The organism is Massilia eburnea, from assembly GCF_050709955.1.
In the GTDB taxonomy this organism is placed as follows: Bacteria; Pseudomonadota; Gammaproteobacteria; order Burkholderiales; family Burkholderiaceae_D; genus Rugamonas; species Rugamonas eburnea_A.
In genome coordinates this window covers 17,865-34,282 of sequence record NZ_JBNZFX010000002.1, presented here as the reverse complement: position 1 = coordinate 34,282, position 16,418 = coordinate 17,865, and the positions used below count along the sequence as shown (strand labels likewise).

Sequence of the window (16,418 nt, the reverse complement as noted above, 5' to 3'; positions counted from 1 at the left end):
GATGCCGGCCTTCCGTTATGAAGCCGTCGATGCGGCGGGTGCCAGCAAGAAGGGCGTGGTCAATGCCGACAGCGCCCGTTCCGCGCGCGCCGACCTGCGTTCGCAAGGCCTGGTGCCGATCAAGGTTGACGCCATTGCGGCGCAAGTCGACGCCAGCGGCGCTACCTCGCGCCGCGGTTTCGGCGAAAAGCTCAGTACCACCGAGCTGGCGCTGTTTACGCGCCAGCTGGCCAGCCTGCTGGAGGCGGGCCTGCCGCTGGAACAAGCCTTCACTGCATTGCTGGAACAAGCCGAACGTCCTTACGTGCGCGACCTGGTGGCGTCGATCCGTTCGGAAGTGATGGGCGGCTCCTCGCTGTCGGACGTGCTGTCGCGCCACCCGCGCGACTTCCAGGAAATCTACCGCGCGCTGGTGGCCTCGGGCGAGCAGATCGGCCAGTTGTCGCGCGTGCTGTCGCGCCTGGCCGACTACATCGAACGCCGCAACGCGCTGGTGCAGAAGGTCAAGCTGGCCTTTACCTACCCGGCCATCGTGACCGTGGTGGCCTTCCTGATCGTGATCTTCCTGCTCACCTATGTGGTGCCGCAGATCGTGTCGGTGTTCGCCAACACCAAGCAAAAGCTGCCGCTGCTGACGGTGATCATGCTGGCCATTTCCGACTTCGTGCGCAGCTACGGCTTTGTCATGCTGGGCATCCTGGTGGCCGGCGGCTTTGTGGTGCGGCGCATGCTGCAAAACCCCGAGATCAAGCTGCGCTGGCACACCTGGCTGCTGACCGCGCCGCTGTACGGCAAGTTCGAGCGCAGCCTGAATACCTCGCGCTTTGCCAGCACGCTGGCGATCACCACCGGTTCCGGCGTGCCTATCCTGCGCGCGCTGGAAACCAGCCGCGACACCTTGTCCAATGTGGCGATGCGCGACCTGGTCGAGCAGGCCAGCGATTCGGTGCGCGAAGGCGCCAGCCTGGCGCGTTCGCTGTCGGCCCAAAAACACTTCCCGCCGATGCTGATCCACATGATCCGCGCCGGCGAAATCACCGGCGAACTGCCCGCCATGCTGGACCGCGCCGCCAGCGCGCAGGAATCCGACCTGGAGCGCCGCACGCTGACCATCGCCGGCCTGCTGGAACCGATGCTGATCCTGGCGATGGGCGTGGTGGTGCTGCTGATCGTGTTGGCCGTGCTGATGCCGATCATCGAAATCAATCAGCTCGTGCGCTGAACCTGGAGAATTGAATTGAAACGTTTGCCTTTGATCTGCAGTGTGGCCGCCGTCGCGGTGCTGTCTGCCTCGCTGGCCTACTGGGGCATGCAGCTATTCAAGCCGAAGCAGCGCCCGATCGCGGCGGTGCCGGTGGCGCAGGTGCCGGAAGCGAACATGGACGCGGCGCGCGGGCTGTTTGGCGGCAATACCGCAGTGGCAGCGGTCAGCAATTACCAGTTGCGCGGCGTGGTGGCCGATACCCGTGGCAATGGCAGCGTGGCGATCATTGCGGCCGATGGGCAGCCGGCCAAGGCCTTCCCGGTCGGCGCCGAACTGTCACCGGGCGTCAGCGTGAAGGAAGTGCAGCCGCGCCACGTGATCCTGATGGAAGGCGGCGTGCAGAAGCGCCTTGACCTGATGAGCGACCAGGGCGTAAGTTCGAGCGGCGGCATTTCGTCGCCGCTGGGCATGGGCGGACCGCAAGAGCCGCCACCGGTGCCGCTGCCACAGCAGGTGACGCCAATGCCTCCACCGCCCGTGCAGATGGCACCGGCCCAGCCGCCGACCACGTCGGCACAACCATCTGGCGGGGCGCCGCAAGCGCGATGAGGCGCGTAGTCCTAGCCCTGCTCTTTTGCGCAGGTCTTGCTTGCGCAGCCGAGCACCGGCAAACCTGGGCCAGGCCCGAGGCCCAGATCCTTGGGTCCGAGCCGGGTTTAACGCTTCAAAAGCGCCCCAAAGTCGCGTTGGTCCTCTCCGGCGGCGGCGCCCGAGGCTTTGCCCACGTCGGCGTCCTGCGCGCCCTGCAGGAAATGCGCATCCCGGTCGACATCGTGGTCGGCACCTCGATGGGCAGCGTCATCGGCGGCGCCTGGGCCGCCGGCGCCTCGGTAAAGGACCTCGAACGCATGGCCGCCACCACCGACTGGGACAGTGTGGTAGCCGACCGTCCGGCGCGCGACGAGCTGCATTTCCGCCGCCGCGACGAAGACATCCAGATCCCCTCCCGCATTGAATTCGGCATCACCCGCAACGGCGTGCTGGGCCCGCCCGGCGCCGCCAGCAACGCGGCACTGGAAATGGCGCTGCAGCGCCTGCTGCCGCGCGGCACGCGCGACCTGCCGGTCAGCCAATTGCCGCTGCCGTTCCGCTCGGTCGCCTCCGACCTGCTGACCGGTGAACTGGTGGTGCTCGACGACACGCCCCTGTTCCAGACCATCCGCGCCTCGCTGGCCGTGCCGGGCGTGTTCGCGCCGGTGCGCATCAAGGATCACCTGGTGGTGGATGGCGGCCTGGTGCGCAACCTGCCGGTCGACATGGCACGCGCCATGGGCGCCGATATTGTCATCGCGGTCAACGTCGGCACCACGCTGGCGCCGGAAAAGGAATTGGGCAGTGCGCTCGGTGTCGCCAACCAGATGCTGCAGATCCTGACCGAGCAGAACGTGCAGCGCTCGCTCAGCGAATTGCGCAAGGACGACATCCTGATCGCGCCCAAGCTGGACGGCATCACTTTCCTCGATTTCTCCACCTGGGACAAAGCCATGGCCGCCGGCGAAGCCGCCGCGCGCCAACTGGCGCCGCGCCTGGCCGCGCTGGCCCTGCCCGAACGCGACTACATCAGCATGGAAAGCCTGCGCCTGGCGGCGCCGGTCGATTCCGACCGGCCGGTGAAACTGGCCAAGGTGCAGATCCAGGGTGCACGCGAAGTCAATCCCGAAGTGCTGGAAAAGCAGTCCGGCCTGGAGCCCGGCAAGCCGACCACGCGCGAGCAGGTACGGCAAGCCGCAATGGCGCTGTATGGCCGCGGTGACATGGCCCGTGTGGAAACCGATATCGACGACGTGGACGGCGAGCGCACAGTCACCATCCGCACCACGGAAGCTGAATGGGCGCGCAGCCGCATGCGGGTCGGCCTCGAACTGGCCAGCGACTTCCGCGATTCGAACAATTTCGCCATCAAGGTGATGCACGTGCTTTCGGCCCTGAATAGCTGGGGCGGCGAATTGCGCACCGAAGGGCGGCTGGGCAATGAGCGCGGCATTGGCATCCAGTGGTGGCAGCCGCTGGGCGCCGGCTCGCAATGGTTCGTGATGCCGTCGGCGCAGGTCGGCAGGATTGCCGGCGATATCTTCCAGAAGGAGCAGCGCATGGCGCGCGTAGCCTACAGCACGCGTGCCGCATCGTTTGCGCTGGGACGGCAGTTCGGCAACTGGGGCGAGTTGTCGGTCGGCGTGACGCGCCAGGCGAACTCGGTACGGCGCCTGATCCCGCAGGACCCGACGCTGCCCGTCGATCGCGTCTACAACAGCAAGACCTTCGCCCGCTTCCGCGTCGACACGCTCGATTCGCTGGCCTTCCCGACCCGCGGCACGCTGATCACCATCGGCCGCGAACAGACGCCGGGCAGCGGCAAGAGTGTCGGCACCGGCGGCGTGAACTGGGGCGCGACCGCGCTGCAGGCTTTCGCGTGGAACGACTGGGCCGGCCACGTGTCGCTGGAATGGGCCAAGGCGCAGGCCGGGGCTTCGCCGGTCACGCTGGGCGGCTTCCTGCGCCTGTCGGGCACACCGGCCGACTCGATCCAGGAGCCGACCATCCTGCTGGGCCGGCTGGTGCTGGCGCGCCGCATCGCTTCGCTGCCGAGCGCTTTCGGCGGCAATATGCGGGCCGGCTTCTCGCTCGAGACGGGCGGTGGTTTTGACCGCGGCACCAGTGCGACGGGGCGCGCCCTGAAGCAGGCGGGCAGCGCTTTCCTGTCGGTGGAAACCCGCTTCGGCCCGCTGTTCCTCGGCGCCGGCGCCACCCGCGAGGGCGAGCAGACGCTGTACCTGTTCCTCGGGCCGATCTGGTAAGACTCAGCTGCCTTGGTCGTCGCCGCCCAGCTTCTTGCCGATCAGCTTCTTGCCAGCCTGGCGCTCGGCAGTGGTGCGGTTCTTGTCGTGCGGCCCTGCCGCGCGCGCCTTGGCCAGCGCCGCAATCGGATTGCGGGGCTTGCCAAAGTTCTGCGAAGGTTCGACGCGGACCCGCATCTTTTGCCGGGTCGCCAGCTGCTTGTTAGCCATGGCAGTCGTTACAGTACGTAGCGCGACAGGTCTTCGTTGACGGCCAGCGCATCCAGCCGCTGGTTGACATAGGCGGCATCGATGGTGATCGACTGGTCGCCGGTTTCGGTCGCCGTGTAGGAGATCTCTTCCAGCAGCTTTTCCATCACCGTGTACAGCCGGCGCGCGCCGATGTTCTCGGTGCGCTCGTTGACCTGGAAGGCAATTTCCGCCAGGCGGATGATGCCGTCGGCGGCGAATTCCAGCTGCACGCCTTCGGTTGCCAGCAAGGCCTGGTATTGCTTGGTCAGGCAGGCGTCGGTACTGGTCAGGATACGCTCGAAGTCGGCGATCGACAGCGACTCCAGTTCGACGCGGATCGGGAAGCGGCCCTGCAGCTCGGGGATCAGGTCGGACGGCTTGGCCAGGTGGAAGGCGCCCGAGGCGATGAACAGGATATGGTCGGTGCGCACCATGCCGTACTTGGAGTTGACGGTGGTGCCTTCCACCAGTGGCAGCAGGTCGCGCTGCACGCCGGCGCGCGAAACGTCGGCGCCTCCGGCTTCCGAGCGTGAGGCGATCTTGTCCACCTCGTCCAGGAACACAATGCCGTTCTGCTCGACGTTGGCGAGGGCCTTCTGCTTCATCTCGTCTTCGTTGACCAGCTTGGCCGCTTCCTCGTCCAGCAGGAACTTCATGGCTTCCTTGATCTTGATCTTGCGCGCCTTCTTGCGGCCGCCGCCCATGCCGGAGAACATGGACTTGATCTGCTCCGTCATTTCTTCCATGCCTGGCGGCGCCATGATTTCCATGGTCGGGCTTTGCTCGGCCAGTTCGATCTCGATTTCCTTGTCATCGAGCTCGCCCTGGCGCAGGCGCTTGCGGAAGGTCTGGCGGGTGCTGTCGTCGGTGCGCGGTTCGGCCGAGCCGTTGGCAAAACCGAAATCGCGCGGCGGCGGCAGCAGGATGTCGAGGATGCGGTCTTCGGCCGCATCTTCGGCGCGTGCGCGCACCTTGGCCATTTCCGACTGGCGGGTCTGCTTCACGCCGATGTCGATCAGGTCGCGGATGATGGTGTCGACGTCGCGGCCCACATAACCCACTTCGGTGAACTTGGTCGCTTCCACCTTGATGAAGGGCGCATCGGCCAGCTTGGCCAGGCGGCGCGCGATCTCGGTCTTGCCGACGCCGGTGGGGCCGATCATCAGGATGTTTTTCGGGGTGATCTCATGGCGCAGCGGTTCTTCCACCTGCTGCCGGCGCCAGCGGTTGCGCAGCGCAATGGCGACTGCCTTCTTGGCCTTGCCCTGGCCGACCACATGTTTGTCGAGTTCGCCGACGATTTCTTGCGGGGTCATGTTCATGCTGGGTCCAGGGTCTCGATGATGTGGTTCAGGTTGGTGTAGATGCACAGTTCGCCGGCGATGGTGAGCGACTTCTTCACCACTTCGGTCGGGGACAGGTCGGTATTCTCGATCAGGGCCCTGGCGGCCGATTGGGCGTAGCTGCCGCCGGAACCGATGGCGCCGACACCGCCTTCGGGCTCCAGCACGTCGCCGTTGCCGGTAATCACCAGGGTGGCATCCTTGTCGGCTACCAGCAGCATGGCTTCCAGGCGGCGCAGCACGCGGTCGGTGCGCCAGTCCTTGGCCATCTCGACCGAGGCGCGCAGCAGGTGGCCCTGGTGTTTTTCCAGCTTGGCTTCGAAGCGGTCGAGCAGGGTGAAGGCGTCGGCAGTGCCGCCGGCAAAGCCGCACAGGACTTTGTTCTGGTACAGCTTGCGCACCTTGCGGGCGGTGCCCTTCATGACGATGTTGCCCAGGGTGACCTGGCCATCGCCGCCGATCGCGACATCGTTGCCGCGACGCACGCACAGGATGGTGGTGCCGTGAAATTGTTCCATGTTAATGCCTTTGGTTTGGGATTAACGCGGTATTTTGGGGCCGCAGCCCCAAAATTCAACAGCTCAGTACTTGTGGGGGAAGAGCCGCGCTATTTCAGCATAGCCCAGCAGGCGCATCAGTGCTGCAACCAGATGGTTCAGGTCGCGGAATTCGACGCGGCGCTCGCCGCTGGCCAATTCAGCCACCTTGTTCTGCAAGGCGCTGGCGGCGCCAAACTCCATGCGCGCCAGGCGGCCGCAATCGAACACCACCACCTGGTTCTCGCTGGCATAGGCATCGATCGCGCCCAGCAGGCTGCCGATGTCGCCTTCGATCACGGCCGGCAGCATGAAGCGGTCGGAAGTGGCCGCCGTGGCCTGGCGTGGCGCATTGGCCACTTTCTTTGGTGCGACGAACGGCGGCGGCGACACTTCGAAGGTGACGCAGTAGTCCATCGACGCTTCTTCGAATTCCTTTTCCTGGTTCAGCAGGCGCAGCAGTTCGAGGTAGAGCAGCCAAGGCCCTTCGCCCACGTCGCGGTTGCCGATGCTCAGGATGTCGCGCACCTGTTCGGCCAGTTCGGCGGCACCGACCACGATCAGTTCGCGGTCGCTGGCCTGCACCTTCTTCAGCGCCGCCAGCAGCAGGGCGCAGCCGTCCGGATCGACACCGTTGACGCGCGAGAAGTCCAGCCGCAGCGGCTGCTTCTGGTCCATGCTGTCCAGCCGTTCCAGTTGCGGTGCCACCGCAGCGTTCAACACGCCGGCCAGGCCCAGGGTGGGCGCCACGCCGGAATAGCCGCGCGCGACATCAGGGGTCTTGCTGGCCGCGCTGGCGGGCGGAATCCAGGATGGCGGCGAGGTTTCGTACTGGCTGGCGTAGTCGATCGACACGTTCTCGAACGATTCCTGGCGGCCCAGTACCTGGTAGAGGTCGAACAACATCCACCACACGGTACGGTCCTGCGCCGAGTCCGGCAGGCTGCCCAGCAGCATTTGTTCGGCCACTTCCGCCTGGCCATTCGAATACAGGATTGCGATCTCTTCCACGATCGGCGCGCTTTCGGCGGCCGCCGCTTCGAGAGGCATGTCCTCGTCGCCCAGCAGTTCGGTAGTGTACTGGTCCAGCAGGGGCAAGGTGGCGCCATCGTTGGCGGCAGCCGCGGAGGCTGGCTGCAGCGTGCGTGGCTTGCGGGCCCAGGCTGGTTCAGGTTCGTTAAAGATGTCCGCCGCCATCGCCGCCTCAATGGCGTCGATTTTCATCGCGGTGGCACGGGCGATTTCGCGTTGCAGGTCCGATTGTTGCGCGCGTTGGCGCTCCAGCTCGCTGTTCGCGGCCAGGCGTGCAGCGTCGGCATCGTCAGTTTCGACGATGCTTTCCTCAACCTTGCCTTTTTTAAAAATGGAGAACAGTCCCATAGGATCACTAGTGTAGCCCAACGGAAAATTATAAGGGCGTACCGTACGTGTAAAGAAAAGAAAAAAGCACGCCTAAGCGTGCCTTTTTCTCGATTTGTGGCAGATCAGTCGCCGTACAGCTTCTGTTTCAGTTCGCGGCGCTGCTGCGCTTCCAGCGACAGGGTAGCCGTTGGACGTGCGATCAGGCGTGGAATACCAATCGGTTCGCCGGTTTCTTCGCAATAACCATAGTCGTTATTGTCGATGGCGGCGATCGATTGCTGCACTTTCTTCAGCAGTTTGCGTTCGCGGTCACGGGTACGCAGTTCCAGTGCGTGCTCTTCTTCGATGGTGGCGCGGTCGGCGGGGTCAGGCACCAGCACGGTTTCGCGCAGGTGTTCGGTGGTTTCGCCAGCGTTTTTCAGCAATTCTTTTTCAAGGTTTTGCAGCTTGTTCTTGAAAAACGCCATCTGGGCCGGGTTCATATAGTCCTTTTCGCCCATCTTCAGAATTTCTTCTTCGGTGAGCAGGACGTCCGCGGCGGGGGTCGATTTATTTGCTTTTGTCATGACTTCGCTTACCTTCGATACGACAGAGTTTTCAAATTTCTGCTTGGGTGGCGTCAAAAAAAACGCCCTAGTTTATACCAAACATTGTTCAAGGCCAGCAATAAAGATGTCTTTTGGGAGATTTTTGCCAATAAACACCATTTTGCTGGACCGTGTCTCGTTTTCACCCCATTTTGCACCCAGGTCGCTGCCCATCAATTGATGCACGCCCTGGAACACTACTTTCCTTTCTGCGCCCTGCATCAACAATACGCCTTTGTAACGCAACATGCGAGGACCGTACACATCAACCAGGCCGCCCAGGAATTCGTCCAGCTTGGCCGGGTCAAACGGGCGTTCGCTCTTGAACACAAAGGCCGCGATATCGTCGCTGTGATGGGCGTGATGGTGGTCATGGTGGTGGCCGCAGTGCTCATCATGCTCATGCTCATGGCCGCAATCGGCGTGCTCGTGTTCGTCTTCCTCGGCGGCCAGGAAGTCGGGGTCGATTTCCAGCTTTTCATTCAGGTTGAAGCCGCGCAGGTCGAGTACTTCGGCCAGCGGCGCCTGGCCGAAATCGGAACGGCTGATCGGCGCGCGCGGGTTGATGCGCTTCAGGCGCGCGCTCAGCGCGTCGACCGCAGCGCCATCCACCAGGTCGGTCTTGGACAGTAAAATCTTGTCGGCGAAGCCTACCTGGCGCTGGGCTTCTTCATGTTCGTCGAGCTGCTGCATGGCGTGGCGCGCGTCGACCACCGTGACCACCGCATCGAGCATGTAGTTAGCGCCTACTTCTTCGTCGATGAAGAAAGTCTGGGCCACCGGGCCGGGATTGGCCAGGCCGGTGGTTTCGATCACCACGCGGTCGAAGGCGATTTCGCCGGCGGCGCGGCGCTTGGCGAGGTCGCTCAGGCCGATGATCAGGTCGCCGCGCACGGTGCAGCAAATGCAGCCGTTATTCATTTCCACGATTTGCTCGCGCGATTCCTGCACCAGGATTTCATTGTCGATATTCTCCTGGCCGAATTCATTTTCGATCACGGCGATCTTCATGCCATGCTCTTCGCGCAAGATGCGGTTCAGCAGCGTGGTTTTGCCGGCGCCAAGAAAGCCGGTCAGGATGGTGGTTGGAATCAGTGCCATAGTCGTAGCAGAAGCATTGGGAATCGGTCGATTATGCCGGAATTCAGGAAATGCTGGCAAATGGGCAAACTTGAGCAGGATCAAGTTCGCGTCTATTTGATTTTAGCCCTCGGGTGGGCCTTGTCATAGACCAGCGCCAGGTGCTGGAAATCGAGGGCGGTGTAGACCTGGGTCGAGGTAATGCTGGCGTGACCCAGCATCTCCTGCACCGCGCGCAGGTCGCCCGAGGACTGCAGTACATGCGAAGCAAACGAGTGGCGCAGCATATGCGGGTGCACTGCCACCGGCGCGCCGGCCTGGATGCCGTGCGCCTTCAGCCGCAGTTGCACCACGCGCGGCGTGACACGGTTGCCGCGCTCGTTGACGAACAGCGCGCTGCTGCCATCGGCCGGCGCCGGGCGCACCGCCAGCCAGGCTTGCAGCGCGGCGAGGGCGGGGCTGCCGACCGGTACGCGGCGCATCTTGCTGCCCTTGCCGGTCACCACCACTTCGGCGTTGTCCAGCTCCAGCCAGCCTAGCGAAGCGGGCTGGCCGTCGCCGGCCTTGCGGAATTCGCGGTCCAGGCCGGCCAGCTCGGACACCCGCAAGCCGCTGGAATACAGCAGTTCGAACATGGCGCGGTTGCACAGCCGGGCCGGTGCGCCCTCGCCCGCACTCGGCGTATGGGGCGCCACCAGCCGCACCGCGTCGTCGACCGACAGGGCCTTGGGCAGGGTCTTGGCGCGCTTCGGCGCGCGCACCCCTTCCACCGGATTGGCCGCCAGCGTGCTGTGCCGGCCGAGCCAGGCAAAGAAGCCGCGCCAGCCGGACAGCTTGCGGGCAATGCTGCGCGCGTCCAGGCCGCGGCCATGGAGCTGGGCCGCGTAGCGCCGGATATCGAAGTGGGTCAGGGCGTCCCAGGCTTTGCCGTCGGACAGGGTGGCCAGCTCGCGCAGGTCGCGGCCATAGGCGGCGACCGTGTGCGCCGACAGCTTGCGCTGGGTGGCCAGGTGGGCCAGGTAGGCGTCGGCCTGTTGCTGCTTGCCGGCGCCGCTCATCGCATCAAGCGAGCAGGGGGGCCAGCGCCACGCTGGCGGTTTCGCCGATGTGGACCAGGAAGTCGGTCGCCATCAGGGAAGTGAAACGTTGCGGGTCCGGCGAGCCCATGATCAGCAGGCCGAAGGCCGCGCCCTTGGCGCCTGGCTTGCGCAGCGGCAGGATCACGGTGGACTTGACCTGCTCCGCCTGGTCCAGCCAGCGCACGGCTTCGAAATCGTTATTGCTGCCGCAGTAGGGCGTCAACAGGCTGTTGGCGAACAGGCGGGCGTCTTCCGATGCCCCGCTGGCAAACCACTCGCCGGCGAATTCCGGCGCCACGTTGAACAGGCGCAGGGTTGCCGCCGGCACGTTGAAGCTGTCGACCAGCCCTTGCGCCACGGCGCGCGGCACGTCGGCATCGTCGCGCGTCTGCAGGATGGCCTGGTTCCAGCTGTGGAAACGGTTGGCGATGGCGGCGTTGGCTTCGGCATGGCGGGTCAGGTCGGCCATGCGCAATTCCAGCGCCTTGTATTTGTCGCGCATGACTTCCATCTGGCGTTCCTGCAGCGAGACCGCGCGCCCGGTCAGCGGGCTGGACAGCCTGACGTCGCCCAGCAGGTTGGCGTGTTCTTCGAAGAAGTGGGGATGGTCGGCCAGGTACTGCGCGACGATTGCGGAATCCAGGGTGTCGGTCATTGTTGATGTCACATCGAATATTGCAGGCGTGGACATTTTAACCGAAGGGGCCGGCAGTTGGTGGGGTCTGGCCCTGCGGGCCCGACCCCGGCTGCGCGGCGTTAGAAGTTGTGGTGGATGCCCAGCGCGTAATGGTTCTGGTTGACGTCCGAGGTCGACGCCGCGGTGAGCGGCAGTTTCTTCTGCGACAGGTCGAGGTACAGGTAGGTACGCGGCGACAGGTTGTATTCGTAGCCGACCGAGAACTGCTTGGTCTTGAGCTGGCCGTCCGGGTCCTTCTGGCCATAGCCCACGCGGAACATGCCGGGGCCGTAGGTGTAGTTGGCGCCCAGCATCCAGGCGGTGATGCCGTCGTTGGCGGCCAGGATGTGGCCCAGGTCCTGTTTGCCGTAGCTGGCCATCAGCTTCAGTTCCGGCATCGGACGGAAGTAGGCGCCGACCGAATGCCACTTGACCTCGGTCGCATTGCGTTCGGTACCGGCATAGATGGCCCACTGCGGTGCGGTGCCCGGCGCCATATAGGTGGCGCTGACCGAGTACGGGTAGGCGCCGGCCAGCGAACCCACCGGATACTGCGGCGCCGCAGCCGTGCCGCGGCCGACGATGGCCGTGGTCAGGCCATTGTTTTCCTTGCTGCCGATATTCACGTTCAGCTGGAAGCCGTTGAAGACCGGCGTGTTGTACCAGACCGCGTTGGAGAAGCGGTTGCCGGAGTTGCCGGCCTGGCCCAGCGGGTCGGAGCCGCTGCCGGACAGCGATGTGCGGTAGCCGGAGACCATGATGTCGGTCTGGAAGCCGGCCTGGTTCGGCATGCCGGACCACGGTTCGAACTGGGTGCTGGTTTCCTGCAGCGAGGTCAGCGCGCGGCCGGCGCGGATGGTACCGAAGCCGCCTTGCAGGCCGACCCGGCTCTGGCCCTGGAACAGTGGACGGCTGACGCCTTCGATGGTGCCGGTGTCAGGTTCGAAGCGGATCTCCATGTGGAACAGGGCCTTCAGGCCGCTGCCCAGGTCTTCCACGCCGCGGAAGCCCAGCTTGTTGTTGTCGCGCTTGGCTTCCTGGATGGCGGTATTCGCCGTATTGGTGGTCTTGGTGATGCCGGCATCCAGCGTGCCATAAATGGTGACGGAGGATTGCGCAAAGGCAGCACTGCTGAAGGCGCCCATCAAGGCCAGGGCCAATAACGATTTCTTCATGTGTTCTTCCTTTTTATGAGTCAAACCGGGTACAGGGATGGTTATACGATAAGTGCAGATAGCGCCGCGTTCGGGCCGATTGGTCATGTAGCTGCAGAAAAATGGTCAAAAGCGGGCACCCCTGTTGTATTTTTGAAACGCTTGCCAGCCTGCTCATTTAGTGAAAGACCTGTAAGGAAGCCGAAAGCTAGGGCTGTCACATTTGTCACATATCAAAAAGTCCGGGAGTCATGCGCCACCTGATAGTGGGGTGCGGCCTACACTGGACACGCAGCTTATTCCTTGGAACCGGATACATCGATGGCAAATCGAGACGAGCTGGTGATTATCAGGGGAGCGCGGTCAGGAGACGCCGCAGCCCAACTAGCGTTGGGCAAGCTCTACCTTTTTGGCGGGGCCAGCCTGCCACAAAACATGCCGACAGCCTTGCATTGGCTATGCCGCGCCGCGACCCAGGGCGTGGAAGAAGCCTGGCAACTGATTGGCGCCAATATTCCATTTGAGGTGGCGCAGCCTGCGCGCGCCCTGGCCTTGCAGTGGTTTCGTGCGCGCCGCGCAGGAGGGCATCCCGGCAGCGGTGCGGGTGCTGGGGCAGTTGCGGCGCGTCGATCCCGTGCCGCCAGTGGCGGCCGGCCAGTCGCGCCAGGCCGCAATGCCGGCCGCGCCGCAACGTGCGGTGGCGCCCGGCACCGCAGCTGCCGGCCAGTGCGCCCGATGCCTGGCGCGCACTGGAAGCCGAGCAGGATGCCGACCAGGACGAACTACAGCGCTTGCGTACCCTGGCCGCCCAGGGCGGCGACCGCGACGCCCAAATTGGCGCTGGGGCTGCACCTGGCACGCATGAACAGCGAAGGTGACCGGGTCGAGTCCAGCAGCGGCACGGTCAACTTCAAGCGCGCCCTGCGCTGGCTGGCGCAGGCCGGCGAGCAAGGGCTGGCGGACGCCTTGGTTTGCCATGTCGCGTATCTATATCCGCCCCGAATTTCTCCCAGCGCAGCGCGAGCGAGGCCCATGCTTGCCTGGAGCGCGCGGCGGACATGGGGCATAGCGGGGCGCAGCTTGAGTGCGGCATCCATGCCTGGCGCGCGCGCCGCGGCGCCGAAGACAATGATGTGCGGGCGGTGTACTGGCTGCAGAAGGCGGCGGCCCAGGGCAGTGCCGAAGCGCAGCAGGCGCTGGAGCGGATCGCTGCGCCACCGCCGCCGGACGGCTGGGCCGATCCACTGCTGCCTTTGCTGACGCGCGACATCCTCAGCAGCCAGCCCTTGCTGGCGGCGCGCATTGAACTGGCGGCCATGTTCCGGCTGACGCGGGCCGAGGCCTTGCTATTGGATGTGAAGGCGGCCGACCAGGGACACTGCCTGGTGGTCGATATCCGCGCCAGCTACGGCCGCAGCAAGCGCCGCCTGGTGCTGGTGCGCACCGCAACCGAGCGCCAGAAGCTGGATCGCATCGTGCGCCTGTTCGAGCAGGTCGATGCGGATATGGAAGGAAATTACCGCCAGCGCCTGTACCGCCTGAAAAGCTGGCTGGGGCGCCGACATGATGGCGGTGGCCTGACCCAAACCTGCGGCAGTGGCGCAGACAGTGTCAGACCCTTGGGTCTGACACTGGTTCACCGGTTTCAGACGGTGATCTCACCCTCAAACACCGTCACCGCCGGCCCCGTCAGGTAGACCGGCTGGCCTTCACCCGCCCAGGCAATCGACAGCTGCCCGCCGCGCGCATCGACGCGCACCGGCGAATCGAGCAGGCCGCGCCGGATGCCGGCCACGACCGCGGCGCAAGCGCCGGTGCCGCAAGCCAGTGTTTCGCCAGCCCCGCGTTCGAACACGCGCAGTTTCACGTGCCGGCGGTCGAGCAGTTGCATGAAACCGGCATTCACCCGCTTCGGGAAGCGCGGATGGTGCTCGATCAGCGGGCCGACCAGTTCCACCGGCGCACTGTCCACATCGGTCACCACCTGCACCGCATGCGGGTTACCCATCGACACCACCGACACCTGCACCGACTCGCGCTGGCCGCCCAGTTCCAGCACCAGCGGCCACAGGGTTTCGCGGCCTTCCGGCTGGCCCTGCAAGCCTTCCGCGTCGAACGGCACCTGCGCCGGCGCCAGCACCGGCGCGCCCATGTCGACGGTAATGCTGCCATCGTCTTCCAGGCGCGGTTCAATGATGCCGGCCAGGGTTTCCACCCTGATCTTGCGCGCCGCGGTCAGGCCTTTTTCCACCACGAACTTGACGAAGGCACGCGAACCGTTGCCGCACTGCTCCACTTCGCCGCCGTCGTTGTTGAAGATGCGGTAGCGGAAATCGCAACCCGGCACGCTGGACTTTTCCACCACCAGCATCTGGTCCGCGCCTACGCCGAAACGGCGGTCGGCCAGCGCCTGCCACTGGGCCGGGGTGAAATCGACTTTCTGGTTGATGGCGTCAATGACCACGAAGTCATTGCCGGCGCCGTGCATCTTGGTGAATTTGAGTTTCATTGTTTCTTCGAATAGAAGGAAGGCTGGCCTTCCGGGCGGGTCTTGAAGCGCTTGTGGGTCCAGAAGTATTCGGCAGGCGCTTCCCTGACGCGTGCTTCAATAAATTCATTCATGCGGCGCGTCGCTTCGACCATATCGGGTCCTGGGTAATTCTCCCACACCGGATAGAACTTCACACGGTAGCCCTGGTAATTGGGCAGGAAGGTAGCGATCACCGGCATCACCTGGCCGCCGGTTGCGGCAGCGATGCGCGCGGTAGCCGTCAGGGTGGCGGCCGGTACGCCGAAGAAGGGCACGAACTCGGCATCCTTGTCGCCGAAGTCCATGTCCGGCAGCATGAAGTAGGGCAGCTTTTCCTTCAGTGCCCGCAGGATGGGCTTGATGCCGTCCTGGCGGGTGAACAGCCTGACCGGCTTGAAACGCGCGCGGCCGGCACGCAGCACTTCATCGAACACCTTGTTCTTTTGCGCGACGTACATGGACGATGCCGACGCTTCCATGGCGATCGACGCGCCGCCCACGTCGAGGCAGACGAAATGCGGGCATAGCAGGATAGTCGGCTTTTCCGTCATCTGGGCCACCGGCACCTGGCCGGGCGGCAGGCCGTCGCTGGTTTCGACCTGGATCAGCTTGCGCAGGCGTTGTTCCGGGGCCCACCACAGGATCGAGCGTTCCAGCACGCTGCGCGAGTAGGCCTGGAAGTGCCGGCGCGCGATGTCGCGGCGCTGTGCTTCCGTCAATTCCGGCATGGTCAGGCGCAGGTTGGTCAAGGCGATCTCGCGGCGCGGGCCCATCACCACGAACAGCAGGTTGCCGACGGCCTTGCCGAGCCGGCCCAGCACCGGCAGTGGCAACCAGTGCAGCAGCCACATCATCCCGAGCAGGAGCCTCATGCCGATGCCTCCTGCGCCGCGGCGCCCGGACCGGCCACGCCGGCCGGCACCTTGTAGCGGTTATAGCTCCAGTAATACTGGGCCGGGCAGCGCGCGATCAGCTTTTCCATTGCGGCGTTGATGGCGCGCGCCTGGGCCGCGCCATCGCCTTCCAGCGCGCCGTCGAACGGCACGAAGCGCACCACATAGCCTTTGCCGGCGGGCAGGCGTTCGGCGTAGACGATCAGGATCACGGCATCGCCCAATTGCGCCATCTTGGCCGGCAAGGTCATGGTGTAGGCGCTGCGGCCAAAGAAGTCGGCCCACACGCCTTCGCCTTCCTGCGGTACCTGGTCGGGCAGCAGGCCGATCGGCTGGCCCTTCTTCAGGAACTTGGCCAGCATGCGCACGCCGCTCATGGTGGCCGGCGCCAACAGCAGGTTCTTGCGGGCTCGGGCACCCTCGATCAGCGGCTTCATCGCTTCCTTGCGCGGCGGACGGTACATCACCATCAGCTCGGTGCGGTGGGCGATTTCCTGGGCGGTGATTTCAAAGCAGCCCAGGTGCGGGGTCAGGAACACGATGCCTTGGCCGGCATCCAGGTACTTCTGCACCAGGTCCCAATTCTCGACGGTGGCGCGGCTGGTCACGCGCTGCGGGTCGGCGCACCAGATGAAGGGCAGTTCGGCAATCGCCTTGCCGGCTTCGCCGACCGCGCTGCCGAGGTGGGCGGAAAAGCCGGCCTGGGCCATGTTGGCGCGCATGCGGCGCCGGTAAGCAGGGGACAGCAGGTAGACCAGCCAGCCGAGCCCGATGCCCAGGGCGTGCAGCAGCGGCAAGGGGAAGATAGAGAAAAAGCGGAATATTCTTAACAGCATTTCTTAATTTATAAGAGCATTTTTACGTTGCTCTGCACAAAAATTTTTTAAG

Annotated in this window: 18 protein-coding genes and 1 pseudogene; 6 read left to right on the top strand and 13 right to left on the bottom strand. The window is 64.5% G+C overall.

Annotated features, from left to right (window positions below; translation table 11 throughout):
* Position 1: 1 nt before the first annotated feature.
* The 3 genes from gspF (at position 2) to ACQ4MM_RS01530 (ending at position 4,059) form a co-directional block, all read left to right on the top strand.
* Entirely contained in the window at positions 2-1,222 is a 1,221-nt protein-coding gene (gene gspF, locus ACQ4MM_RS01540; RefSeq protein WP_431475704.1) for a type II secretion system inner membrane protein GspF, read from the top strand.
* A gap of 15 nt (positions 1,223-1,237) precedes the next feature.
* A complete protein-coding gene (locus ACQ4MM_RS01535; RefSeq protein ID WP_431475703.1) occupies positions 1,238-1,813 on the top strand; it encodes a type II secretion system protein N in 576 nt (191 codons plus the stop codon).
* A gap of 137 nt (positions 1,814-1,950) precedes the next feature.
* The gene (locus ACQ4MM_RS01530; RefSeq protein WP_431475702.1) at positions 1,951-4,059 is read left to right on the top strand and encodes a patatin-like phospholipase family protein; all 2,109 of its coding nucleotides are present in this window, start codon (positions 1,951-1,953) and stop codon (positions 4,057-4,059) included.
* Positions 4,060-4,062: 3 nt separating this feature from the next.
* Here ACQ4MM_RS01530 and ACQ4MM_RS01525 read toward each other — a convergent pair whose 3' ends face one another.
* The 9 genes from ACQ4MM_RS01525 to ACQ4MM_RS01485 all read right to left on the bottom strand — a co-directional run bounded on the left by ACQ4MM_RS01525 (position 4,063) and on the right by ACQ4MM_RS01485 (position 12,128).
* A complete protein-coding gene (locus ACQ4MM_RS01525) occupies positions 4,063-4,269 on the bottom strand; it encodes a hypothetical protein (protein WP_431475701.1) in 207 nt (68 codons plus the stop codon).
* Positions 4,270-4,277: 8 nt separating this feature from the next.
* Positions 4,278-5,612, bottom strand: coding sequence for an ATP-dependent protease ATPase subunit HslU (gene hslU, locus ACQ4MM_RS01520; protein ID WP_431475700.1), 1,335 nt, complete (start codon positions 5,610-5,612; stop codon positions 4,278-4,280).
* Positions 5,609-6,151: an ATP-dependent protease subunit HslV gene (gene hslV / locus ACQ4MM_RS01515; protein ID WP_431475699.1), complete on the bottom strand. Its 543-nt coding sequence runs from the start codon at positions 6,149-6,151 to the stop codon at positions 5,609-5,611. The genes hslU and hslV overlap by 4 nt, the downstream gene beginning before the upstream one ends.
* 63 nt (positions 6,152-6,214) lie before the next feature.
* Positions 6,215-7,549 carry an STAS domain-containing protein gene (locus tag ACQ4MM_RS01510; protein WP_431475698.1) on the bottom strand — a complete coding sequence of 445 codons (1,335 nt, stop codon included), beginning with the start codon at positions 7,547-7,549 and terminating at the stop codon, positions 6,215-6,217.
* A 104-nt stretch (positions 7,550-7,653) separates the two neighbouring features.
* Positions 7,654-8,097: an RNA polymerase-binding protein DksA gene (gene dksA, locus ACQ4MM_RS01505; protein ID WP_055928267.1), complete on the bottom strand. Its 444-nt coding sequence runs from the start codon at positions 8,095-8,097 to the stop codon at positions 7,654-7,656.
* Positions 8,098-8,169: 72 nt separating this feature from the next.
* Entirely contained in the window at positions 8,170-9,219 is a 1,050-nt protein-coding gene (locus ACQ4MM_RS01500) for a CobW family GTP-binding protein (RefSeq protein WP_431475697.1), read from the bottom strand.
* 92 nt (positions 9,220-9,311) lie between these two features.
* Positions 9,312-10,256, bottom strand: a complete 945-nt coding sequence (locus ACQ4MM_RS01495; protein WP_431475696.1) for a tyrosine recombinase XerC — start codon at positions 10,254-10,256, stop codon at positions 9,312-9,314.
* 4 nt (positions 10,257-10,260) lie between these two features.
* A complete protein-coding gene (locus ACQ4MM_RS01490) occupies positions 10,261-10,932 on the bottom strand; it encodes a DUF484 family protein (RefSeq protein WP_431475695.1) in 672 nt (223 codons plus the stop codon).
* A 101-nt stretch (positions 10,933-11,033) separates the two neighbouring features.
* Positions 11,034-12,128 carry a porin gene (locus ACQ4MM_RS01485; protein WP_431475694.1) on the bottom strand — a complete coding sequence of 365 codons (1,095 nt, stop codon included), beginning with the start codon at positions 12,126-12,128 and terminating at the stop codon, positions 11,034-11,036.
* A gap of 300 nt (positions 12,129-12,428) precedes the next feature.
* On the opposite strand from ACQ4MM_RS01485, the pseudogene ACQ4MM_RS01480 reads away from it, so the two are divergent.
* Positions 12,429-12,539: pseudogene (locus ACQ4MM_RS01480) on the top strand (hypothetical protein); the annotation flags it as partial.
* Between the two features lie 24 nt (positions 12,540-12,563).
* Here ACQ4MM_RS01480 and ACQ4MM_RS01475 read toward each other — a convergent pair.
* Positions 12,564-12,818, bottom strand: a complete 255-nt coding sequence (locus ACQ4MM_RS01475) for a hypothetical protein (protein ID WP_431476008.1) — start codon at positions 12,816-12,818, stop codon at positions 12,564-12,566.
* On the opposite strand from ACQ4MM_RS01475, the gene ACQ4MM_RS01470 reads away from it, so the two are divergent.
* Together ACQ4MM_RS01470 and ACQ4MM_RS01465 are read left to right on the top strand one after the other, a co-directional pair.
* Positions 12,800-12,985, top strand: a complete 186-nt coding sequence (locus tag ACQ4MM_RS01470; protein WP_431476007.1) for a hypothetical protein — start codon at positions 12,800-12,802, stop codon at positions 12,983-12,985. The genes ACQ4MM_RS01475 and ACQ4MM_RS01470 overlap by 19 nt on opposite strands.
* A 180-nt stretch (positions 12,986-13,165) precedes the next feature.
* A complete protein-coding gene (locus ACQ4MM_RS01465; protein ID WP_431476006.1) occupies positions 13,166-13,804 on the top strand; it encodes a hypothetical protein in 639 nt (212 codons plus the stop codon).
* Here the strand turns inward: ACQ4MM_RS01465 and dapF are convergent.
* The 3 genes from dapF to ACQ4MM_RS01450 are packed head-to-tail and all read right to left on the bottom strand — an operon-like array spanning position 13,753 to position 16,366.
* Positions 13,753-14,616: a diaminopimelate epimerase gene (gene dapF, locus ACQ4MM_RS01460; protein WP_431475693.1), complete on the bottom strand. Its 864-nt coding sequence runs from the start codon at positions 14,614-14,616 to the stop codon at positions 13,753-13,755. The two genes, ACQ4MM_RS01465 and dapF, sit on opposite strands and share 52 nt — an antisense overlap.
* The gene (locus ACQ4MM_RS01455) at positions 14,613-15,509 is read right to left on the bottom strand and encodes a lipid A biosynthesis acyltransferase (protein ID WP_431475692.1); all 897 of its coding nucleotides are present in this window, start codon (positions 15,507-15,509) and stop codon (positions 14,613-14,615) included. Before ACQ4MM_RS01455 ends, dapF begins: the two co-directional genes overlap by 4 nt.
* On the bottom strand, positions 15,506-16,366 hold the full coding sequence (locus tag ACQ4MM_RS01450) for a lysophospholipid acyltransferase family protein (protein ID WP_431475691.1): 861 nt from the start codon (positions 16,364-16,366) through the stop codon (positions 15,506-15,508). Before ACQ4MM_RS01450 ends, ACQ4MM_RS01455 begins: the two co-directional genes overlap by 4 nt.
* Between the last annotated feature and the right edge of the window lie 52 nt (positions 16,367-16,418).

What these genes read in the sequence shown, in the direction of transcription:
- gspF (WP_431475704.1), top strand. Translation starts at nt 2, where the DNA reads ATGCCGGCCTTCCGTTATGAAGCCGTCGATGCGGCGGGTGCCAGCAAG.
- ACQ4MM_RS01525 (WP_431475701.1), bottom strand. Translation starts at nt 4,269, where the DNA reads ATGGCTAACAAGCAGCTGGCGACCCGGCAAAAGATGCGGGTCCGCGTC.
- hslU (WP_431475700.1), bottom strand. Translation starts at nt 5,612, where the DNA reads ATGAACATGACCCCGCAAGAAATCGTCGGCGAACTCGACAAACATGTG.
- hslV (WP_431475699.1), bottom strand. Translation starts at nt 6,151, where the DNA reads ATGGAACAATTTCACGGCACCACCATCCTGTGCGTGCGTCGCGGCAAC.
- ACQ4MM_RS01510 (WP_431475698.1), bottom strand. Translation starts at nt 7,549, where the DNA reads ATGGGACTGTTCTCCATTTTTAAAAAAGGCAAGGTTGAGGAAAGCATC.
- dksA (WP_055928267.1), bottom strand. Translation starts at nt 8,097, where the DNA reads ATGACAAAAGCAAATAAATCGACCCCCGCCGCGGACGTCCTGCTCACC.
- ACQ4MM_RS01500 (WP_431475697.1), bottom strand. Translation starts at nt 9,219, where the DNA reads ATGGCACTGATTCCAACCACCATCCTGACCGGCTTTCTTGGCGCCGGC.
- ACQ4MM_RS01495 (WP_431475696.1), bottom strand. Translation starts at nt 10,256, where the DNA reads ATGAGCGGCGCCGGCAAGCAGCAACAGGCCGACGCCTACCTGGCCCAC.
- ACQ4MM_RS01490 (WP_431475695.1), bottom strand. Translation starts at nt 10,932, where the DNA reads ATGACCGACACCCTGGATTCCGCAATCGTCGCGCAGTACCTGGCCGAC.
- ACQ4MM_RS01485 (WP_431475694.1), bottom strand. Translation starts at nt 12,128, where the DNA reads ATGAAGAAATCGTTATTGGCCCTGGCCTTGATGGGCGCCTTCAGCAGT.
- ACQ4MM_RS01465 (WP_431476006.1), top strand. Translation starts at nt 13,166, where the DNA reads ATGGGGCATAGCGGGGCGCAGCTTGAGTGCGGCATCCATGCCTGGCGC.
- dapF (WP_431475693.1), bottom strand. Translation starts at nt 14,616, where the DNA reads ATGAAACTCAAATTCACCAAGATGCACGGCGCCGGCAATGACTTCGTG.
- ACQ4MM_RS01455 (WP_431475692.1), bottom strand. Translation starts at nt 15,509, where the DNA reads ATGAGGCTCCTGCTCGGGATGATGTGGCTGCTGCACTGGTTGCCACTG.
- ACQ4MM_RS01450 (WP_431475691.1), bottom strand. Translation starts at nt 16,366, where the DNA reads ATGCTGTTAAGAATATTCCGCTTTTTCTCTATCTTCCCCTTGCCGCTG.